Raw genomic sequence first — 16,958 nt, forward strand, 5'->3', positions numbered from 1 at the left:
AGCAAGGCACGCTTCGCACTCGTTCTGGGCACAGTACTGGCGGGTTGCAGTGCCCTTGCCGTTCTGAGCCTCGTGCCCAGTACCCCGGGATATGCCGGCAGCCTCTTCGGCGCATCCTCGGGTGATGCCGGGAAGGCCGAAGCGCGCGAGGACGTGGCGGGTCTGATCGAGACCGCACGCAAGGCGCTTTCACGCGGAGACGGCATTGCGGCCGAGATGAAGCTGCGTGCCGCTCTCGACAGCGGCGCACAGCGCAGCGACGTCGCTGCCTGGATGGGCGAGGCCTATCTTGCGCAGAACGATCCCGACCGTGCGCGCGAATGGCTCGCACCGGGCGAATTTTCAGGCAGCAGCGCCGCTCCCGGCTGGCGGGCGCGGGCGCAGCTGGCGCGGATCGATGGCGATCTCGATGCGGCGGCGCAGGCTTTCGACAAGGCGCTCGCCCTCAGCCCTGACGACGCGGGCCTCTGGATCGAACTGGCGCGGCTTCGTTACGTTCGAGGCCAGCATCTCGCTGCCATCGCGGCGGGCGAGCATGCACTCGAGCTCGCGCCGGACAACGTGCTCGCGCTCCAGTTCAAGGGACAACTGGTGCGCGACAGCCGGGGCTTGCGGGCCGCGCTGCCCTGGTTCGAACGCGCGCGCGCGCAGCAGCCGCACTTCGTGCCCGTGCTGCTCGACGAAGCAGCGACGCTGGCCGAACTGGGCAGGGCAAGCGAGGCGCTCGCCCGGACGCGCGAGGCGCTGGCACGCGAGCCGACGAACCCGCGCGCCTTCTACATCCAGTCGGTGATCGCGGCGCGCGCGGGTGACTATGCGCTTGCCCGCAGGCTGCTGATGCGCACGCGCGGTGCGCTCGACGGTCAACCGGGCACCTTGCTGCTGCAGGGCCTGCTCGATCTCGTCGCTGGCAACCCGGCAGCGGCATCCGAGGCGCTCGAGACGGTGCTACGCGCGCGTCCCGACAACCGCCGGGCGCGCGACCTGCTTGCCGCCGCGATCTATCGCAGTGGGGAATACCGTTATCTCACCTTGCGCTTTGCCGAGGATGTCGCGCGCGACGATGCCTCGCCCTACCTGCTGACCCGTGTCGCGCGTGCCTACGAGGCGCTCGACGAGCGGGGCAAGGCGGGCGAACTGCTCGATCGTGCCGCGCGCATGCGCACTGCGTCGCTGCGTGTGGTCGGGGCGACGTCGCGGATCGGCGACCTGCTGGCGCAGGGCAAGCCGCAGGCGGCGCGCAGCGAAGCCGAGGCCGCACTGGCGCGCGATGCCGGCTTTTATGACAACCTTTCGCTGGCTGGCGACGCTGAACTCGCCGCAGGCAAGCCGCGCCTCGCACAGGAGCGCTATGCGCGCGCCGCCGCGATCCGCCACCCCGAAAGCCTGTTCCTGCGCCGCTATCGCGCCTTCAGGGCAGCCGGGGACAGCGAGGCTGCGCACGCGCTGCTTGGCGACTACCTTGGGCAGAACCCGCAGAGCCATGCGGCCTTGCGTCTGGCCGCGAGCGAGGCGGCAGGCCTTGGCGACATCGCGCGCGCGCGCCGCATTCTCGCATGGCTGCGCGCGAACGGTGAGGGCAGCGACGTGCGGCTGCTCTCGGAGCTTGTCGTGCTCGAGGTTGGCGAGGGCGACGCGCAGGCCGCGCGCGCGACGGCGTGGGCCGCCTACCGCCTCCAGCGCTCGAACCCGCTCGCGACGCAGGCGCTGGCCTATGCTCAGGCCGCGCGTGGCGGCGATCCGCGCATGGCCGCGGCGCTGCTCGACAAGGCCGGGAAGATGGTCGGGCCAACGAGCCTCATCGAGCGAACCCGCGCCATGCTGGGCGAGAGCGAGGCGGGCAGCACCTAGGGGGCATAGCCAAATTCGAATGTCCGGTTTCGACCGATTGCGGACATTCCGAGGGCCGGGGGTGACTGCAGGTTACGTGCCTGTTAGGTAAGACCGCTAATGGCGATCGGAAGTTGATAAGCCTTCAGGAGAGTATGCGTGCTTTTTCACACCATGGTCGGATCGAACGACATTGAGCGATCCAAGCGCTTCTACGACACGGTGCTCGGCACCTTGGGTGCAGGGGAAGGGACGCGGAACATCGCCGACAGCGGCCATATCCGTCTGATCTACAATAACGGCAACGGAGCCAACTTCATCGTCAGCCAGCCGATCAACGACGAACCGGCAAGTGTCGCCAACGGCAGTACGGTCGCCTTTTCCTGCGACTCGCCCGAGCAGGTGAAGCAGCTTCACGATACCGCTGTTGCCGCTGGCGGAACCTCGATCGAAGCTCCGCCCGGACCTCGCGAAACTGCCTCCATGGGCACCATCGAACTGGCTTATTTTCGTGATCCCGACGGCAACAAACTGTGCGGAATTCATTTTCCTGCCTGATCCGTCCAGTACGGGTCTGCTTCTAAACCTAGCGGATTTCGATCACGCGATCCCGCGAACGTCTGCAATCCACCCCAAGTCGGTCGCTCCGGTCACTGCCGAATTTGTCCGCGCGGCCTAGGGTCCTGACCCTGGGCACAGGGCCTGCCTGACCTCGAAAGCGCGCTTACTTCTTGGGCTGGTAGGTCTGCTCGATGCCGGGGAAGCTGCGCGCACGCACTTCGGCGGCGTAAGTCTCAGCCGCGCCCGAGATCAGCCCGGCGATGTCGGCGTAGCGCTTCACGAAGCGCGGTACGCGTTCGAACATGCCGCACATGTCCTCGGTGACGAGCACCTGTCCGTCGCACTGGGCCGAACCGCCGATGCCGATCGAGGGGCAGGCGATGGCCTTGGTCGCGGCGATCGCGATGGGCTCCACCACGCCCTCGATCACCACTGCGAAAGCGCCTGCATCATCGAGCGACTTGGCATCGGCAACGATCTTGTCGGCCTCGGCATCGCTGCGTCCGCGCGCATTGTAGCCGCCCAGCACGTTGACCGCCTGGGGCGTGAGGCCGACATGGCCCATCACCGGGATGCCGCGTTGCGAGAGGAACGCGACGGTTTCGGCCATGGCCTCGCCACCCTCGAGCTTGACCGCGGCACAGCCGGTCTCCTTGAGCAGGCGCGCGGCGTTCTCGAAAGCCTGCTGCGGGGATTGCTCGTAGGTACCGAAAGGCATGTCGACCACGACCGCCGCATGATAGCTGCCGCGCACCACTGCCGCGCCGTGGTTGATCATCATGTCGAGCGTGACCGGGACGCTCGAGGGCAATCCGTAGATGACCTGGCCGAGGCTGTCGCCGACCAGCAGCAGGTCGCAGTGCGCATCGAGCAACTGCGCCTGGCGCGCGGTATAGGCGGTGAGCATGACGATCGGCTCTGCGGTCACGCCGTCCTTCTTGCGGCGGCGGATCGCGGGGATCGTCAGGCGCTTCATCGGCGCGGGGGTGGGCGTGGCGCGACTGGTCGCGGTGTCGATTTGGAAAGTCGTGGACATGGGCGGGCTTGTAGCCGGGCATTCGGGCCGGGGCAAACGCCGCATTGATGCAGTTTACCCGCATCTATCGGGACGGGTGCGTGACCTTCGCGAAGTCGCATCGAGGGTAGAGGACGGATTTTCCGGGCATAGTCCCGCGCCTTGCGCGCTGTTGGCCCTTGCCAAGCGGTCGCAGTGCGGTAGCGTCTGCCCCAATAACGAATTCAGGGATCCCCCATACATGTTCGGACGCGTCAAGCCGCTCGACGCCATTCTGGCCACGGCGGAAAAGAAATCACTCCATCGCACCCTGGGTGCCGTGCAGCTCACGCTGCTGGGCGTCGGTGCGATCATCGGCACGGGTATCTTCGTGCTCACCTCCGAGGCAGCACAGAAGGCCGGTCCCGGCATGATGTGGGCCTTTGTCATCGCCGCCGTGGTGTGCGGCGTGGCAGCGCTGTGCTATTCCGAGATCGCCTCGATGGTGCCGGTCTCGGGCTCGGCTTACACCTATACCTACGCGGTGATGGGCGAACTGCTGGCCTGGATGGTCGGCTGGGCGCTGATCCTCGAGTACGCGGTCGCGGCCAGCGCGGTCTCGGTCGGCTGGTCGGGCTATTTCGTCGGCCTGCTGCACAGCTGGGGCATAGAACTGCCCCATGCGCTGATCGTCGGACCCTATGCCGATGGCATCGTCAACCTGCCCGCACTGGTGATCGCGTTGCTGGTCACCGCGCTGCTGATGGTCGGGACGACCGAGAGCGCGCGGGTCAACGCGGTCCTCGTCGCGATCAAGGTCACCGCTCTCACCGTGTTCATCGCGCTGACGCTGCCGGTCATCAAGGGTGCCAACTTCGAGCCCTTCATGCCCAACGGCTGGTTCGGCAACGGCCATGGCGCAGGCCTTGGTGCAGTGGGTGCCGCAGCTTCTATCTTCTTTGCCTACGTCGGCTTCGACGCGGTCTCGACCGCGGCCGAGGAAACCAAGAACCCGCAGCGCAACGTGCCCATCGGCCTGATCGGCAGCCTCGTGATCTGCACCGTGTTCTACCTGCTCGTCGCCGCCGGTGCGATCGGTGCGATCGGCGCGCAGCCGGTTTCGGGTCCGGGAGGCGAGGTCCTCGCCCCGGGTACGCCCGAGATGGCTGCACAGTGCAAGGCCATTGCCGCTGCCGCGACCGAGCCGCTGGTCTGCTCGCGCGAGGCGCTGGCTCACGTGCTGCGCGCGGTCGGCTGGGAACGCCTAGGTGACCTCATCGGCGTTGCCGCCTTCCTGGCGCTGCCCTCGGTCATTCTGATCATGCTCTTTGGCCAGACCCGCATCTTCTTCGTCATGGCGCGCGATGGCCTGCTTCCCGAGAAGCTCGCCGCGATCCATCCCAAGTGGAAGACCCCGCACATCGTGACGATGATCACCGGCGTCGCGGTGGCCTTCTTCGCCGCCTTCCTGCCGGTCGGCCAGCTTGCCGACATCTCCAACTCGGGCACGCTGTTCGCCTTCTTCATGGTGGCGATCGCGGTGCTGATCCTGCGCCGCACCCAGCCCAACCGTGAACGTCCCTTCCGGACCCCGCTGGTATGGGTGGTCGCGCCGCTCGCCGCGCTGGGCTGCCTCGGGCTCTACGCCAACCTGCCGTTCGAGGCGAAGATGGTGCTGCCGGTCTGGGGCGGCATCGGCCTCGTCGTCTACTTCGCCTACGGCTATCGCAAGAGTCACGTCGGGCGCGGTCTCGTCGAGGTCCACGAGAGCGACGCCGATGCGCCGCCGCAGCCGGTCCCGCCGATCGACTGATCGCGCCGGCAAGTCTATCATCGACAAGGGAAAGGGGAGCCTGCGGGCTCCCCTTTTTCGTTGGCTTGCGGCCGGTTTGCGCATGGCGCGTGCACAGCTTGTGCGCAGGTCATGCACTCTTCCTCCACCGTTTTTCCACAGGCCTGCCCACAAGGCACCGGCCAAATCGCGCTTGAAACCCCGGCGCAGTGAGAACATAATAGGAACATAACTCAGGTTCCGTTCTCAAGCCGGTGCGATCCCATGTCCAGGACAGCTGCCCTTTCCGCCATTTCCGCTGCCGCTCTTCGCGAGGGGGAGCGGCACGATCTCCTGCTCGCCGAACTGGGCGCGCGCGATGCCCAAGGCTGGCGTCCGGGGCTGGGCGCGGGAGCGCAAGGAGGCGAGGTCGCGCATGGCGAGATCTTCGCCCGGGCCGACGAGGGCGCGGGCGCCGCGCTGGCCCTCGCGCTCGCGCTCGACCGCCAGCGCGCGGCCGTGCCCGACCCGCTCGCCGACACGCCTGACGAGCGCAGGTGGCTCTGGGTGCAGGATCGCGAGGCACTGCGGCGCAGCGGGCGCCCCTATCGCCCCGGCCTGCCCGAACACTTGCGCCACCGGCTGGTCCACGTCGCCGCCCGCGATGCCGCCGATGCGCTCTTCGCGCTCGAGGAAGGGCTGCGCTGCCGTGACCTCGCCTTCGTCATCGGCGAGATTACCGGGAACCCGCGCGCGCTCGACATGACCGCCTCGCGTCGCCTCGGCCTCGCCGCCGAGCGGCATGGCGTGCCCTTCTGGCTGGTGCGTCTCGATGCCCGGCGCGACCTCTCGTCGGCGCGGATGCGCTGGGAGGCGAAGAGCGCGGCCTCGCCGCCGCCGCGCTGGAACCCGCAGGCACCGGGCAGCCCCGCCTGGCAGGCCGAGCTGTTTCGCGCCCGGCGTTACCCGCCCGGGCAATGGACCTTGCGTGAGCAGGCCGGGCGGCTGATGGCGGCCAAGTACGGTGCAGAAAAGGCCGGACCCGAGGCTGAAACTGCCATGGACCATGGCCCCGAACCTGTCAGCGCGCCGCTCACTTCCGATGCGCAGCCCCGGCGTGCCGGTTGAGCGGGAGGGGGCAGCGCAGGACGCACGCCAGCCGCGTCGCATTCTCGCGATCTGGTTCATGCGTTTCGCGCTCGACCGCTGGCGGCTGGGCGCGGGGCTCGCCGAGGGCGAGGGCGTCGATGCCGCGCCCACCGCACTGATTGCCGAGACCGCGCACGGGCCGCGCATCGCCGCTGCCAATGCCGCCGGGATCGAGGCAGGCGCGCGAGCCGGGATGATGCTCGCCGATGCGCGCACCTTGTGCCCGCAGCTCGCCGTCGCGCCTTCCGATCCCGCTGGAGACCTTGCCTTTCTCGAGACACTGGCGGCCTGGGCGATGCGCTGGGGGCCGTGGAGCGCGCTCGACCCGCCAGACGGGCTGCTGGTCGACGTGAGCGGGGCTGCGCACCTGTTCGGCGGCGAGGAGGCGTTGCTCGCCGATGCCGCGGCAAGCTTCGCGCGGCGCGGGCTGGCGGTGCGCTGCGCGCTGGCGCCGACCGCCGGAGCAGCCTGGGCGCTGGCGCATCATGGGCCAGCGGACGCGATCCTGCGTTCCGGCGATGATCCGGTGCGCCGTCTCGCCGGGCTACCGGTCGCGGCGCTCAGGCTCGACGAGGACGTGCTCACGCTGCTGCGCCGGCTCGGCCTTAAGCGGCTGGGCGACCTCGACGGACTGGCCCGCGATTCGCTGGCGCGCCGTTTCCGCAACCGCCGCTCGGCCAGCGCCAATCCGCTCATGCGCATGGACCAGATCCTGGGCCGGGTGCCCGAGCCGCTCTTGCCGGTCCTGGTCACCCATGCCCCGCTGGTCCAGCGCCGCTTGATGGAGCCGATCCGCCATCGCCAGCTGCTCGAGCGCGTCGTCGCCGATCTTGCCGCCGACATGGAGCGCGTGCTCGAGGGTGAGGGGCTCGGCGCGCGCAGGCTCGAGCTGGGGCTGTGGAAGGTCGATGGCGAGCTCGTCGTGCGCCGGGTCGAGATGGCCGCACCCACCCGCGAGGCCGCGCATCTCGCGCGCCTCTTCGCGCGGCGGCTCGAGGACGTCGATGCCGGGTTCGGGATCGAGATGGTGCGCCTGCGCAGCCCCTGGTGCGAGCCGCTGATGCTCGCACAGGGCGATCTCGAACAGCGCGCCGCCGGGGACTTGGGCGATGGCTTTGCCGGTGGAGAGGGCATCGCCGACAGGGGCACCAGCCTTGCCGCCTGCATCGACCGCCTCGTCGTCAGGCTGGGCGCTGCCAGCGTGCGCCGCCCGGTCCCGCGCGAAAGCCACCTGCCCGAGCGCGCGCAGCGCTGGCAGGGCCCGCTGGAGCCCGAAAGGACCTCGCAGGGATTCTTCGATTTCCAGTTCAGGCCATTGAAAATTCTGGATAGTCCGGAGGAGATATCGGTCATCTACGAGACTCCCGACGGCCTTCCTCGACGGTTCCGCTGGCGCGGCGAGACGCACGACGTGCTGCGCTCCGAAGGCCCCGAACGCATCGCCCCGGAGTGGTGGCGCGAGCGCGGCATGGTACGCCTTCGCGACTACTACCGCATCGAGGACGCGCTCGGCCGGCGCTACTGGATCTACCGCAGCGGCGTCATCGGCGACGGCCGTGGCGGCATCCCCGCATGGTTCCTGCAGGGGCTGTTCGGCTAGAGTCCTGACTCTGGCGCAGGCTGGACGCGGACGCCCCCTCATTCCCAGACAAATACCGTGCGCAGCGCGCAGCCCTCGGGTTCCTGACCTTCCTCGAAGAGCCTGACGCGCGCAATGGCGTTCAATTGCTCGCGGGTGAACGGGCTGGCCGACCGGAAATAGGCCGCGCCATGCGCGCCGTTCCAGATCGCCATCTCGTACCCGTCTGCGGTGCGTCGCTGTGCGAAACGTGCAGGTTCATCGTCCCTGACGGTCGCGACGATCCGCCCCTTCGGGCGCCTTGCCCAACCGATGCCCTCGACATCGAGGATGCCGAATGCGCCATGCCAGCGGAACGAACCGCCATGGATGCCGCCTTGCAGCGTCTCGATCTTCTCGCCCTCAAGGAGGTCGATGACCGGAGAATATCCGCAAAAGCGCGCAGGTCCGGCAAGTTCCCCGGCCGATGCGGCTATCGGTGCGAGGCACAGCAGGCTCGCGACAATCAGGCAGGTCCTCATAGCAGCCCCATTCTTCCAGCTCACCGAGCCTAGGCCGGACCTGCGCTCAAATCCATATGCGCGAGGTGCGTGCGCTCGAACCCATCCGCGCCCCCTTTGCCATGGCGCGCGCGCATGGCATGGCGCGACGTTCCAAGGCAGCAGGATGAAGGCGCGGCGATGCCGGGTGGCAGGACAAAGGTCTATTTCGACGGGGGATGCCGGCCCAATCCGGGGCGGATGGAGGCGGCCGTGGTGGTGCGCGGCGAGGTTCATCTCTTCTCGGACATGGGGCAGGGCGGGAGCCTCGATGCCGAGTGGCTGGCGCTGATCGAGGCGCTCTCGATCGTGCGTGCGCAGGGGCTCGACGATGCGGTCCTGCTCGGCGATGCGCTGGCGGTGGTCGGCAAGGCACAGGAGGTGCTGGCAACCGGCCGTGCCGAGGGAGTGCACGCGACGCGCTTTCACGCGCTGGCCGAGGCGGGTCCGCCGGTGCGGCTGCGCTGGATCAGGCGTGGCCAGAACCTCGCCGGGATCGCACTCGCACGCCGCCATCCGCGCTGATTTCTGCCATGTGACTTTAATAATTAGTTTTAAATATCTGTTATAATTATAATTTATAGATATCGTGAGGCGGTTCGGCTAGAGCGTGACCGCGCCGAACTTGCCGGCCTGATAGTCCTGGATCGCCTCGTGGATTTCCTCGCGGGTGTTCATCACGAAGGGGCCATGCGCGGCAACGGGTTCGCCGATCGGGTCGGCATGGCCGTAAAGCAGCCTGACGGGTCCCTCGGCGGCGATCTCGACGCTGTCGCCGCCCTGGTCCAGTTCCACAAGATGCGCTTCATGCGCACGCGTGCCCTGTACCAGCGGCTCGCCCGCGACGACGTAGAGGAACACGGTGCGCCCCTGCGGTGCGGGGAGGGTGACCTTGCCGCCCGCCTCCAGCTCGAGCGTCATCATCGCGACGCCGGTTAGCGAGGCGAAAGGCCCAGCGCGGCCCGCGAACTCGCCAGAGATCAGGTTGAGCGTGCCCCCCTCGAGCGGGATCGCGGGAATGTCGGCGGCCTGCAGCCCGGTATAGGCCGGGTGCGACATCTTGAGCGCGGCAGGCAGGTTGACCCACAGCTGCAGGATCTCGAGCGGTCCGCCCGTCTGCCTGAAGCTCTTGGGCGAGATCTCGGCATGGACCAGCCCCGAGCCTGCGGTCATCCACTGTACCCCGCCTTCGCCGATCACGCTCTCGTGCCCGCCGCTGTCGAGATGCGCCATCTCGCCCGCGAGAATGAAGCTGACCGTCTCGAAGCCGCGGTGCGGATGCGGGCCGAAGGGCAGGCCGCCATTGCCCGCAGGATAGGTCTGCGGGCCGTGGTGGTTGAGGAACAGGAAGGGATCGAGCTGGGGCAGATCGCGGCTCGGCAGCGGGCGCCGGGTGGTGAGGTCGGCGATGTCGTCGCGCAGAGCAGGGTGCTGGCGGATGATCTGGCGCATGGATTTCTCCCGTCTGCTCCAAGGGTTGGGGGATCGGTGCCAGATAGGGAGCCCTGCCGCGATTACGAGTGCCGGGATTACGAGTGTCGCCTTGGAACTGGCGTAGGCGGAGATGAGAACATATAAGGAACAATTGTCCCTCGCGATTCCCTTTCGATCATGCCCGAAGCCCCGCTCACGCCCGACCGCCGCCACGTCACCGTCGATCCCGACGGCGTGACGCCGCCTGCGCGCGCGCCTTTCGTCGAGCTGGGGCTGGTGAGCTGCTTCTCTTTCCTGCGCGGCGCCTCGGACCCGGTCGACCTTGTCAGCGAGGCGCATCGTCTGGGCTACGATGCGCTGGGGATCGCCGATGCAAATTCGATGGCGGGCGTGGTGCGCATCCATGCCGAGGCGCACGAACTCATGCTGCGTCCGGTGATCGGTTGCCGGATCGAGACGGTCGAGGGGCTCGTCTTCCTCGCCTATCCCTCCGACCGGGCGGCCTATGGGCGGCTCTGCGCGCTGATCTCGGCAGGGCGCATGGGCACGCTGGCGGGAGAATGGCAGGACAAGGGCGTGTGCGAGATCTCGCTGGCGATGCTCGCCGCGCATGGCGAGGGCGTCCATCTCGTGCTGGTGCCGCCGCGCGACCTCGACACCCGCCTCACCATCGCGGTGACGAGCAACGTGGTCGCGCTGGGGGGCGAAAGCGGCGCGGCGGCGGTCGAGACGCTCAGCGGAACCCTCGCCGAGCTGCTGGGCCCGCTCGCACGCCATTTGCCCACCATGCGCCATCTTGCCGCCAGTTACCTGCATCTGGGCCATGACGTCGCGCGGATCGAGGCGCTTGACGCCATGGCGCGCGAACACGGTCTCGCGCTGCTGGCGACCAACGACGTGCTCTACCACGCCGCCGAGCGGCGCCCGCTGCATGACGTCATGACCGCGATCCGGCACAGGACCACGGTGGCACGCGCTGGCTGGCTGCTCGAGGCCAATGCCGAGCGCCACCTCAAGTCGCCGCAGGAGATGGTGCGTCTCTTCGCGCGCTGGCCTCACGCCATCGCCGCCGCGCGCGAGCTTGCCGACGCCTGCCGTTTCAGTCTCGAGGAGCTGCACTACGAATATCCCGAGGAAATCTGTCCCGAGGGGCGCGACCCGCAGGCACAGCTCGAGGCCCTGACTTGGGAAGGCGCGGCGCGGCGCTATCCGCAAGGGATACCCGAGACGGTGCGCGAGACGCTCGAGCGCGAGCTGGCGCTGATCGGCAAGCTGGCGCTGTCCAAGTACTTCCTCACGATCAAGGACATCGTCGATTTCGCGCGGGCACAGGATCCGCCGATCCTGTGCCAGGGGCGCGGCTCTGCGGCCAATTCGGCGGTGTGCTACTGCCTCGAGATCACCGCGGTCGACCCGGCGCGCCACGCCCTGCTGTTCGACCGCTTCATCTCCGAGGAGCGCAAGGAGCCGCCCGACATCGACGTCGACTTCGAGCATGAGCGGCGCGAGGAGGTGATCCAGTACATCTACCGGCGCTATGGCCGCCAGCGGGCAGGCCTGTGCGCCACGGTGATCCACTATCGCCCGCGCATGGCGATCCGCGAGGTCGGGCGCGCCATGGGCCTGTCCGAGGACGTCACCAGCGCGCTGGCGCGGACCGTATGGGGCGGGCACGGACGCGAGATCGGCGAGAAGCATGTCGCCGAAACGGGCATGGACCTGACCGATCCGCACCTCAAGCGCGTTCTCAAGTTGACGGATCAGATGATTGGAATGCCAAGACATCTTTCGCAACATGTGGGCGGGTTCATCCTCACCCAGGGGCCGCTCGTCGAGACCGTGCCGATCGGCAACGGGGCCATGCCCGAGCGCTCCTTCATCGAGTGGGACAAGGACGACATCGATGCGCTCGGCATCCTCAAGGTCGACGTCCTCGCGCTCGGCATGCTCACCTGCATCCGCAAGTGCCTCGATCTGCTCGGCGCGCATCACGCTCGCGACCTGACGCTTGCCACGGTCCCGCGCGAGGACCCGGAAACCTACGCCATGCTGCGCAAGGGGGACTCGCTGGGCGTGTTCCAGGTCGAGAGCCGCGCGCAGATGAACATGTTGCCGCGCCTGCGTCCGCGCGAGTTCTACGATCTCGTCATCCAGGTCGCGATCGTGCGGCCCGGGCCGATCCAGGGCGACATGGTCCACCCCTACCTCAAGCGGCGGCGCGGCGAGGAGCAGGTCGCGATCCCAGCGCCCGCGCCCGAGCACGGCCCGCCCGACGAGCTGACCAGCATCCTCGCGCGCACGCTGGGCGTGCCGATCTTCCAGGAGCAGGCGATGAAGATCGCGCTCGATGCCGCCCGCTTCTCCAGCGCCGAGGCCAACCGGCTGCGCAAGGCCATGGCGACCTTCCGCTCGCGCGGGATGGTCTCGGAGCTGCAGGACATGATGGTCGGTCGCATGATTGCGCGCGGCTACGATCCCGACTTCGCCGAGCGCTGCTTCAACCAGATCAAGGGCTTCGGCGAATACGGTTTTCCCGAAAGCCACGCGGCCAGTTTCGCGCATCTCGTCTATGTCTCGAGCTGGCTCAAGTGCCACTTTCCCGCCGCCTTCGCCTGCGCATTGCTCAATTCGCAGCCCATGGGCTTCTACGCTCCTGCGCAGATCGTGCGCGATGCGCGCGAGCATGGCGTCACGGTGCTGCCAGTCGACGTCAATCATTCGGATTGGGACTGCACGCTCGAGCCCTGTGCGGGCCCGGGCGGTGCGCGCGACGGTGTCGGGCATCCCGGCTCGGGGCGCGACGGTATCGCGCTGCGCCTTGGCCTGCGCCAGATCGACGGCTTTCCCGAGCATGGCGCGGCCAAGCTGGTTGCGGCGCGGCAGGTGCACGGGGCCTATCGCGAGGTAGCGCAGCTGCGCGAACATGCCCGGCTTTCGCCCGCGCTGGTCGAGCGGCTCGCCGCCGCCGATGCCTTCGCCTCGATGAACCTCTCGCGCCGGCAGGGCTTGTGGGATGCGCGCAGCCTCGTCGCTGCGCCCGACCTGCCGCTCTTCGCCGCCGCGCAGGCGCGTGACGAGGGCGTGGAAGGGACGATCGCGCAGCTGCCCAGGATGCCGCTGAGCGAGGAAGTGGTCGCCGACTACCAGACCCAGCGTCTTTCGCTCAAGGCGCACCCCATGGCCTTCCTGCGTGCCTCGCTGGCCGAGCGCGGCTTCGTGCGCGCGGGCGACCTCAGGCAGAAGAAGTTTCGCGCGATGGTTCAGGTCGCGGGCGTGGTGCTGATCCGCCAGCGCCCGGGCAGCGCCAAGGGGGTGTGCTTCATCACCCTCGAGGACGAGACCGGGGTGGCCAACATCGTCGTGTGGCCCGACCAGATGGAGAAGCAGCGCCGGGTGATCATGGGCGCGCGGCTGATGGAGGTGCGCGGCCGGGTCGAGTACGACGACGAGGTGATCCACGTGATCGCGGCGCACCTCACCGATGCCAGCGCCGAACTGCACCGCCTTTCCGAGGACATGCTGCCATCCGGCATCGCGCGCGCCGACCACGTGCGCAATCCGCTGCCCTCGCGCGCCGAGCAGATCGCGGGGAAGGGAGCGAGGGGGGAGGCGGACGGGGCCTTCGAGCCGGTCGAGCCATGGCAGCCGCCCGGACCCGGCAACCGCGACTGCGGCTATCACCGGGGTCACCCGCGCGACATACGCGTGATCCCGAGATCACGCGATTTCCATTAGAAATGAGCCCTTGTGGCGCTTTTCTCGCTCAAGGGGAGGCTCCTTAGCGATAATTTAACCCTGCCGTGCGAGACTCGGTAGCTCAAGGTTCAACACGGCAAGGTCATCGCTATGACTTTCATCAAGGCAATGGTTCCCAGCTTCCTGTTGACCGGCGTCGTTTCCGGCGTCTTCGGCTCGCAGGGCGCACGCGCATCTGCGCTCGCGATCGAGCGTATCCATCTCGAGGGGCATACCTTCTACTGGTCTTGGTCGCTGTTCACCGCAGCCACTGGCCTCGCCTGGCTCATGCTGCTGATGATGGACGACTGACAGCACGCCAGCGCGCACCAGTCCGCTTTTTCAGGAGCAAAGCGACAGGCCGGGCTTTGTACCGGGCATGTCCTCGCTCGCGCTCGACCGCATTGCCATCCTTGCCCTGCTGCTGCTTTCGCTGTTCCTCACAGGTCGGGGCTGGCTTGCCGATCATCCTGAACACAATCCCTGGGCACCGCTCTCGCTCGACGAGGGCCAAGGCTGGGCGACCGGGCGCAAGCTTGGGGGGCTGCGCGCCGACGCGCAGACTTGTGCTGCCTTCCTCGAGCGGGCCGACATTGCCGTGCAGCCGCTCGAGCCGACGGGAGAAGGTTCGTGCCGGCGCGAGGATCGCCAGCAGCTCGCGTCAGCGGATGCGCTCGGCCTCGCGCTCTCGCCCGCCCGCGCGCAGACGACCTGCGCTGTAGACGGGGCCTTTGCCTGGTGGATACGCCATGGCGTCGAGCCGGCCGCCAGAACGCATCTCGAGAGCCCTGTCGCGCGTATCGAGCATCTGGGGACCTACAACTGCCGGCGCATCGGCGGTGGGCAGAACGGCAACTGGAGCGAGCATGCGACCGGCAATGCGATCGACATCGCCGCCTTCGTCCTCGAGGACGGTACCCGCATCTCGATCCTGGGCGACTGGAACGCTGCTGTCAGCGGCGCTGGCGACGAGCAGGCGGCGTTCCTGCACGAGGTACGCGACGCGGCCTGTACGGCCTTCGCGACGGTGCTCTCGCCCGACTACAATGCGGCCCACGCCGATCACCTGCACCTCGATCAGGCAAGACGTGCGGGAGGATGGTCGACCTGCCGCTGACGCGACGGGGCCCCGAAGGGAAAATCAGAGCTGTCTGAAGGGAGGGTGTTTCCGGCTAGACCGGAGAAAATGGTGACCCCTACGGGACTCGAACCCGTGTTTCAGCCGTGAGAGGGCCGCGTCCTAGACCGCTAGACGAAGGGGCCAATAAGGCCATTTTAAAACTGCCTCCTGCGCAGCAGGATGGTGACCCCTACGGGACTCGAACCCGTGTTTCAGCCGTGAAAGGGCCGCGTCCTAGACCGCTAGACGAAGGGGCCATTCCGAGCTGCGCCGGAGGCAGGACCGGCCCTCTAGCGGGGGTCCGGTGGGGGGTCAACCCTTTCCTGCCACAAAAATGTATTTTCTATCTCTTCTCTCTGAAAACGTTTGGAAATCTGCGAATTTTTCAATCTGCAAAAGCGGCGTCGTCGATATGCAGTTCGGCCTGCGGGCGGCTGCCCCAGTCATCGATTCTCGCGCGGCCGGCCAAAAAAAGTTTTCGATCGCGCGATCCGTGCAGCAAAGCCTGACCAAGATCGGTCTCGGCCGAGCGAAAGGCCATGGCCTTGAAGCGTCCGCCGTCCTGTCCGCCCACGATCAGGCGCACGTGATCGGCGCCCACCACGTCGGCCTTGAACACCCGAACCGGCCCGACCGCGACGCGCGGGCCGGGCCAGCCCATGCCGTAAGGTCCCGCGCTCTCGAGCGTCGTGACGAGGTCGGGGGTGAGCCCGCCGGGCGCCAGCGCCAGATCGAGTTGCATCGAGCGATTGGCGCTCGCGCGCTCGACATCACCGGCAAGACGTTCGTCGAGCCAGTCCGCGAGCGCGTCGAGCTTGTCGGGCGCGATGGTGAGCCCGCAGGCCATGGCATGGCCGCCACCAGCCACCAGCAACCCGGCCTCGCGCGCGGCGATGATCGCGGCGCCAAGGTCCACGCCCGAGATCGAGCGGCCCGAACCCTTGCCTTGTCCCGCCTCGTCGGCGTCGAGCGCGATCACCAGCGTGGGCTTGCCGGTCTTTTCCTTCAGCCGACCCGCGACGATGCCGATCACGCCCGGATGCCAGCCGGCCCCCGCGACGACGACGACCGAGCGGTTGTCCTGGCGCGCGACCTGTTCGTCGGCGGCTTCCTGTACGGCCTGCTCGATCGCCCGGCGCTCGTCGTTGAGGCGCGAGAGCTGTGCCGAGATGCTCGCGGCCTCGTCGGGATCGGTTGTCGTGAGCAGGCGCACGCCCAGCGTCGATTCGCCCACGCGCCCGCCCGCATTGATGCGCGGGCCGAGCGCGAAGCCGAGGTCCGAGCAGGTCGGTGCGCGGCTCAGGCGGCTCGCGTCGATGAGCGCTGCCATGCCGATGTTCTCACGCTTGGCCATGACCTTGAGCCCTTGCGCGACGAGGGCGCGGTTGAGGCCGTGGAGCGCGGCGACGTCGGCTACGGTGCCCAGCGCGACGAGGTCGAGCAGGGCGAAGAGGTCGGGCTCGCGCCGTTCCTTGAAATAGCCGTCGCGGCGCAGCTCGCGCACTACCGCGATGGCGAGCAGGAACGCGACGCCGACCGCGGCGAGATTGCCGTGGGAGGCGGCGAGGTCGCTCTCGTCGAGCCGGTTGGGATTGACGAGGGCGGCGGCGCGGGGAAGCTCGTGCGCGCACTTGTGGTGATCGACCACGATAACGTCGACACCGGTCTTGCCCGCCATGTCGAGCGCCTCGTGCGCCATCGCGCCGCAATCGACGGTGACGATCAGGTTCGAGCCTTCCTCGGCGAGGCGTACCAGCGCCTCGCCCGAGGGGCCGTAGCCCTCGAGCAGGCGGTCGGGGATGTAGTAGCGCGCATCGAGCCCGAGCTGGCGCAGCAGCAGGATCAGAAGCGCGGCGCTGGTCGCTCCGTCGACGTCGTAGTCGCCATAGACCGTCACTGCCTCGCCCTTGCGCACGGCCTGAGCGATACGCGTGGCGGCCTTGTCCATGTCCTGGAATTCGCTGGGATCGGGCAGGAAGGCGCGGAGCGAAGGATTGCGATGCCGCTCGAGGTCGGCGCGCTCGACTCCGCGCGAGAGAAGGAGCTGGGTGACGATGTCGTCCTCCAGTCCGCCGATGTAGCCCGGGCCGTTGCCCGAGATGTCCATGTTTCCGCCGCGCCACAGCCAGGCCTTGCCGGAGAGCGAGCGGTCGATACCGAGTACGGTTGCAGGTCGCGAAGCCATGCCGCAGCGGTTAGACTACTGTGGGCGCATCGCAAAGTGCGCAGAATGCTGGAGGTGGATT

Annotated in this window: 13 protein-coding genes and 2 tRNA genes; 9 read left to right on the top strand and 6 right to left on the bottom strand. The window is 68.0% G+C overall.

The window, feature by feature from the left end; translation table 11 throughout:
* Positions 1 to 72: 72 nt before the first annotated feature.
* On the top strand, positions 73 to 1,851 hold the full coding sequence (locus tag I5E68_RS08755) for a tetratricopeptide repeat protein (protein WP_197162986.1): 1,779 nt from the start codon (positions 73 to 75) through the stop codon (positions 1,849 to 1,851).
* 138 nt (positions 1,852 to 1,989) lie between these two features.
* Positions 1,990 to 2,388 carry a VOC family protein gene (locus I5E68_RS08760; protein ID WP_323982122.1) on the top strand — a complete coding sequence of 133 codons (399 nt, stop codon included), beginning with the start codon at positions 1,990 to 1,992 and terminating at the stop codon, positions 2,386 to 2,388.
* 166 nt (positions 2,389 to 2,554) lie between these two features.
* Here the strand turns inward: I5E68_RS08760 and panB are convergent, their stop codons facing one another.
* Complete coding sequence (gene panB / locus I5E68_RS08765) at positions 2,555 to 3,427, bottom strand: 3-methyl-2-oxobutanoate hydroxymethyltransferase (RefSeq protein WP_197162988.1); 873 nt, start codon at positions 3,425 to 3,427, stop codon at positions 2,555 to 2,557.
* Between the two features lie 220 nt (positions 3,428 to 3,647).
* Here panB and I5E68_RS08770 point away from each other — a divergent pair, with 220 nt between their 5' ends.
* The 3 genes from I5E68_RS08770 (at position 3,648) to I5E68_RS08780 (ending at position 7,905) form a co-directional block, all read left to right on the top strand.
* Positions 3,648 to 5,198, top strand: coding sequence for an amino acid permease (locus I5E68_RS08770; RefSeq protein WP_197162991.1), 1,551 nt, complete (start codon positions 3,648 to 3,650; stop codon positions 5,196 to 5,198).
* 243 nt (positions 5,199 to 5,441) lie between these two features.
* Entirely contained in the window at positions 5,442 to 6,284 is an 843-nt protein-coding gene (locus tag I5E68_RS20130) for a hypothetical protein (protein ID WP_228726899.1), read from the top strand.
* Positions 6,285 to 6,342: 58 nt separating this feature from the next.
* Entirely contained in the window at positions 6,343 to 7,905 is a 1,563-nt protein-coding gene (locus I5E68_RS08780) for a Y-family DNA polymerase (protein ID WP_228727113.1), read from the top strand.
* A gap of 38 nt (positions 7,906 to 7,943) precedes the next feature.
* On the opposite strand, the gene I5E68_RS08785 is transcribed toward I5E68_RS08780, so the two are convergent.
* On the bottom strand, positions 7,944 to 8,405 hold the full coding sequence (locus I5E68_RS08785; RefSeq protein WP_197162993.1) for a hypothetical protein: 462 nt from the start codon (positions 8,403 to 8,405) through the stop codon (positions 7,944 to 7,946).
* 114 nt (positions 8,406 to 8,519) lie between these two features.
* Here I5E68_RS08785 and I5E68_RS08790 point away from each other — a divergent pair, with 114 nt between their 5' ends.
* A complete protein-coding gene (locus I5E68_RS08790; protein WP_228726900.1) occupies positions 8,520 to 8,948 on the top strand; it encodes a ribonuclease HI in 429 nt (142 codons plus the stop codon).
* Between the two features lie 78 nt (positions 8,949 to 9,026).
* Here I5E68_RS08790 and I5E68_RS08795 read toward each other — a convergent pair whose 3' ends face one another.
* On the bottom strand, positions 9,027 to 9,875 hold the full coding sequence (locus I5E68_RS08795) for a pirin family protein (RefSeq protein WP_197162995.1): 849 nt from the start codon (positions 9,873 to 9,875) through the stop codon (positions 9,027 to 9,029).
* 159 nt (positions 9,876 to 10,034) lie between these two features.
* Between I5E68_RS08795 and I5E68_RS08800 the strand changes: the two genes are divergently transcribed.
* The 3 genes from I5E68_RS08800 to I5E68_RS08810 all read left to right on the top strand — a co-directional run bounded on the left by I5E68_RS08800 (position 10,035) and on the right by I5E68_RS08810 (position 14,709).
* Positions 10,035 to 13,592 (top strand): error-prone DNA polymerase, encoded by a 3,558-nt coding sequence (locus I5E68_RS08800; protein ID WP_197162997.1) that lies wholly within the window; start codon positions 10,035 to 10,037, stop codon positions 13,590 to 13,592.
* 111 nt (positions 13,593 to 13,703) lie between these two features.
* Positions 13,704 to 13,904: a hypothetical protein gene (locus tag I5E68_RS08805; RefSeq protein ID WP_197163000.1), complete on the top strand. Its 201-nt coding sequence runs from the start codon at positions 13,704 to 13,706 to the stop codon at positions 13,902 to 13,904.
* Positions 13,905 to 13,971: 67 nt separating this feature from the next.
* The gene (locus tag I5E68_RS08810) at positions 13,972 to 14,709 is read left to right on the top strand and encodes an extensin-like domain-containing protein (RefSeq protein ID WP_197163002.1); all 738 of its coding nucleotides are present in this window, start codon (positions 13,972 to 13,974) and stop codon (positions 14,707 to 14,709) included.
* 70 nt (positions 14,710 to 14,779) lie between these two features.
* Here the strand turns inward: I5E68_RS08810 and I5E68_RS08815 are convergent.
* The 3 genes from I5E68_RS08815 to recJ form a co-directional block, all read right to left on the bottom strand.
* Positions 14,780 to 14,855, bottom strand: a tRNA-Glu gene (locus I5E68_RS08815).
* Between the two features lie 38 nt (positions 14,856 to 14,893).
* A tRNA-Glu gene (locus tag I5E68_RS08820) sits at positions 14,894 to 14,969 on the bottom strand.
* Between the two features lie 128 nt (positions 14,970 to 15,097).
* Entirely contained in the window at positions 15,098 to 16,897 is a 1,800-nt protein-coding gene (gene recJ / locus I5E68_RS08825) for a single-stranded-DNA-specific exonuclease RecJ (RefSeq protein WP_197163004.1), read from the bottom strand.
* Between the last annotated feature and the right edge of the window lie 61 nt (positions 16,898 to 16,958).

The sequence above is a fragment of the Novosphingobium aureum genome, from assembly GCF_015865035.1.
Lineage (GTDB): Bacteria > Pseudomonadota > Alphaproteobacteria > Sphingomonadales > Sphingomonadaceae > Novosphingobium > Novosphingobium aureum.

Coding starts and splice junctions, on each gene's coding strand:
- I5E68_RS20130 (WP_228726899.1), top strand. CDS start 5,442: ATGTCCAGGACAGCTGCCCTTTCCGCCATTTCCGCTGCCGCTCTTCGC.
- I5E68_RS08805 (WP_197163000.1), top strand. CDS start 13,704: ATGACTTTCATCAAGGCAATGGTTCCCAGCTTCCTGTTGACCGGCGTC.
- I5E68_RS08770 (WP_197162991.1), top strand. CDS start 3,648: ATGTTCGGACGCGTCAAGCCGCTCGACGCCATTCTGGCCACGGCGGAA.
- I5E68_RS08810 (WP_197163002.1), top strand. CDS start 13,972: ATGTCCTCGCTCGCGCTCGACCGCATTGCCATCCTTGCCCTGCTGCTG.
- I5E68_RS08790 (WP_228726900.1), top strand. CDS start 8,520: ATGGCATGGCGCGACGTTCCAAGGCAGCAGGATGAAGGCGCGGCGATG.
- recJ (WP_197163004.1), bottom strand. CDS start 16,897: ATGGCTTCGCGACCTGCAACCGTACTCGGTATCGACCGCTCGCTCTCC.
- I5E68_RS08780 (WP_228727113.1), top strand. CDS start 6,343: ATGCGTTTCGCGCTCGACCGCTGGCGGCTGGGCGCGGGGCTCGCCGAG.
- panB (WP_197162988.1), bottom strand. CDS start 3,427: ATGTCCACGACTTTCCAAATCGACACCGCGACCAGTCGCGCCACGCCC.
- I5E68_RS08795 (WP_197162995.1), bottom strand. CDS start 9,875: ATGCGCCAGATCATCCGCCAGCACCCTGCTCTGCGCGACGACATCGCC.
- I5E68_RS08785 (WP_197162993.1), bottom strand. CDS start 8,405: ATGAGGACCTGCCTGATTGTCGCGAGCCTGCTGTGCCTCGCACCGATA.
- I5E68_RS08800 (WP_197162997.1), top strand. CDS start 10,035: ATGCCCGAAGCCCCGCTCACGCCCGACCGCCGCCACGTCACCGTCGAT.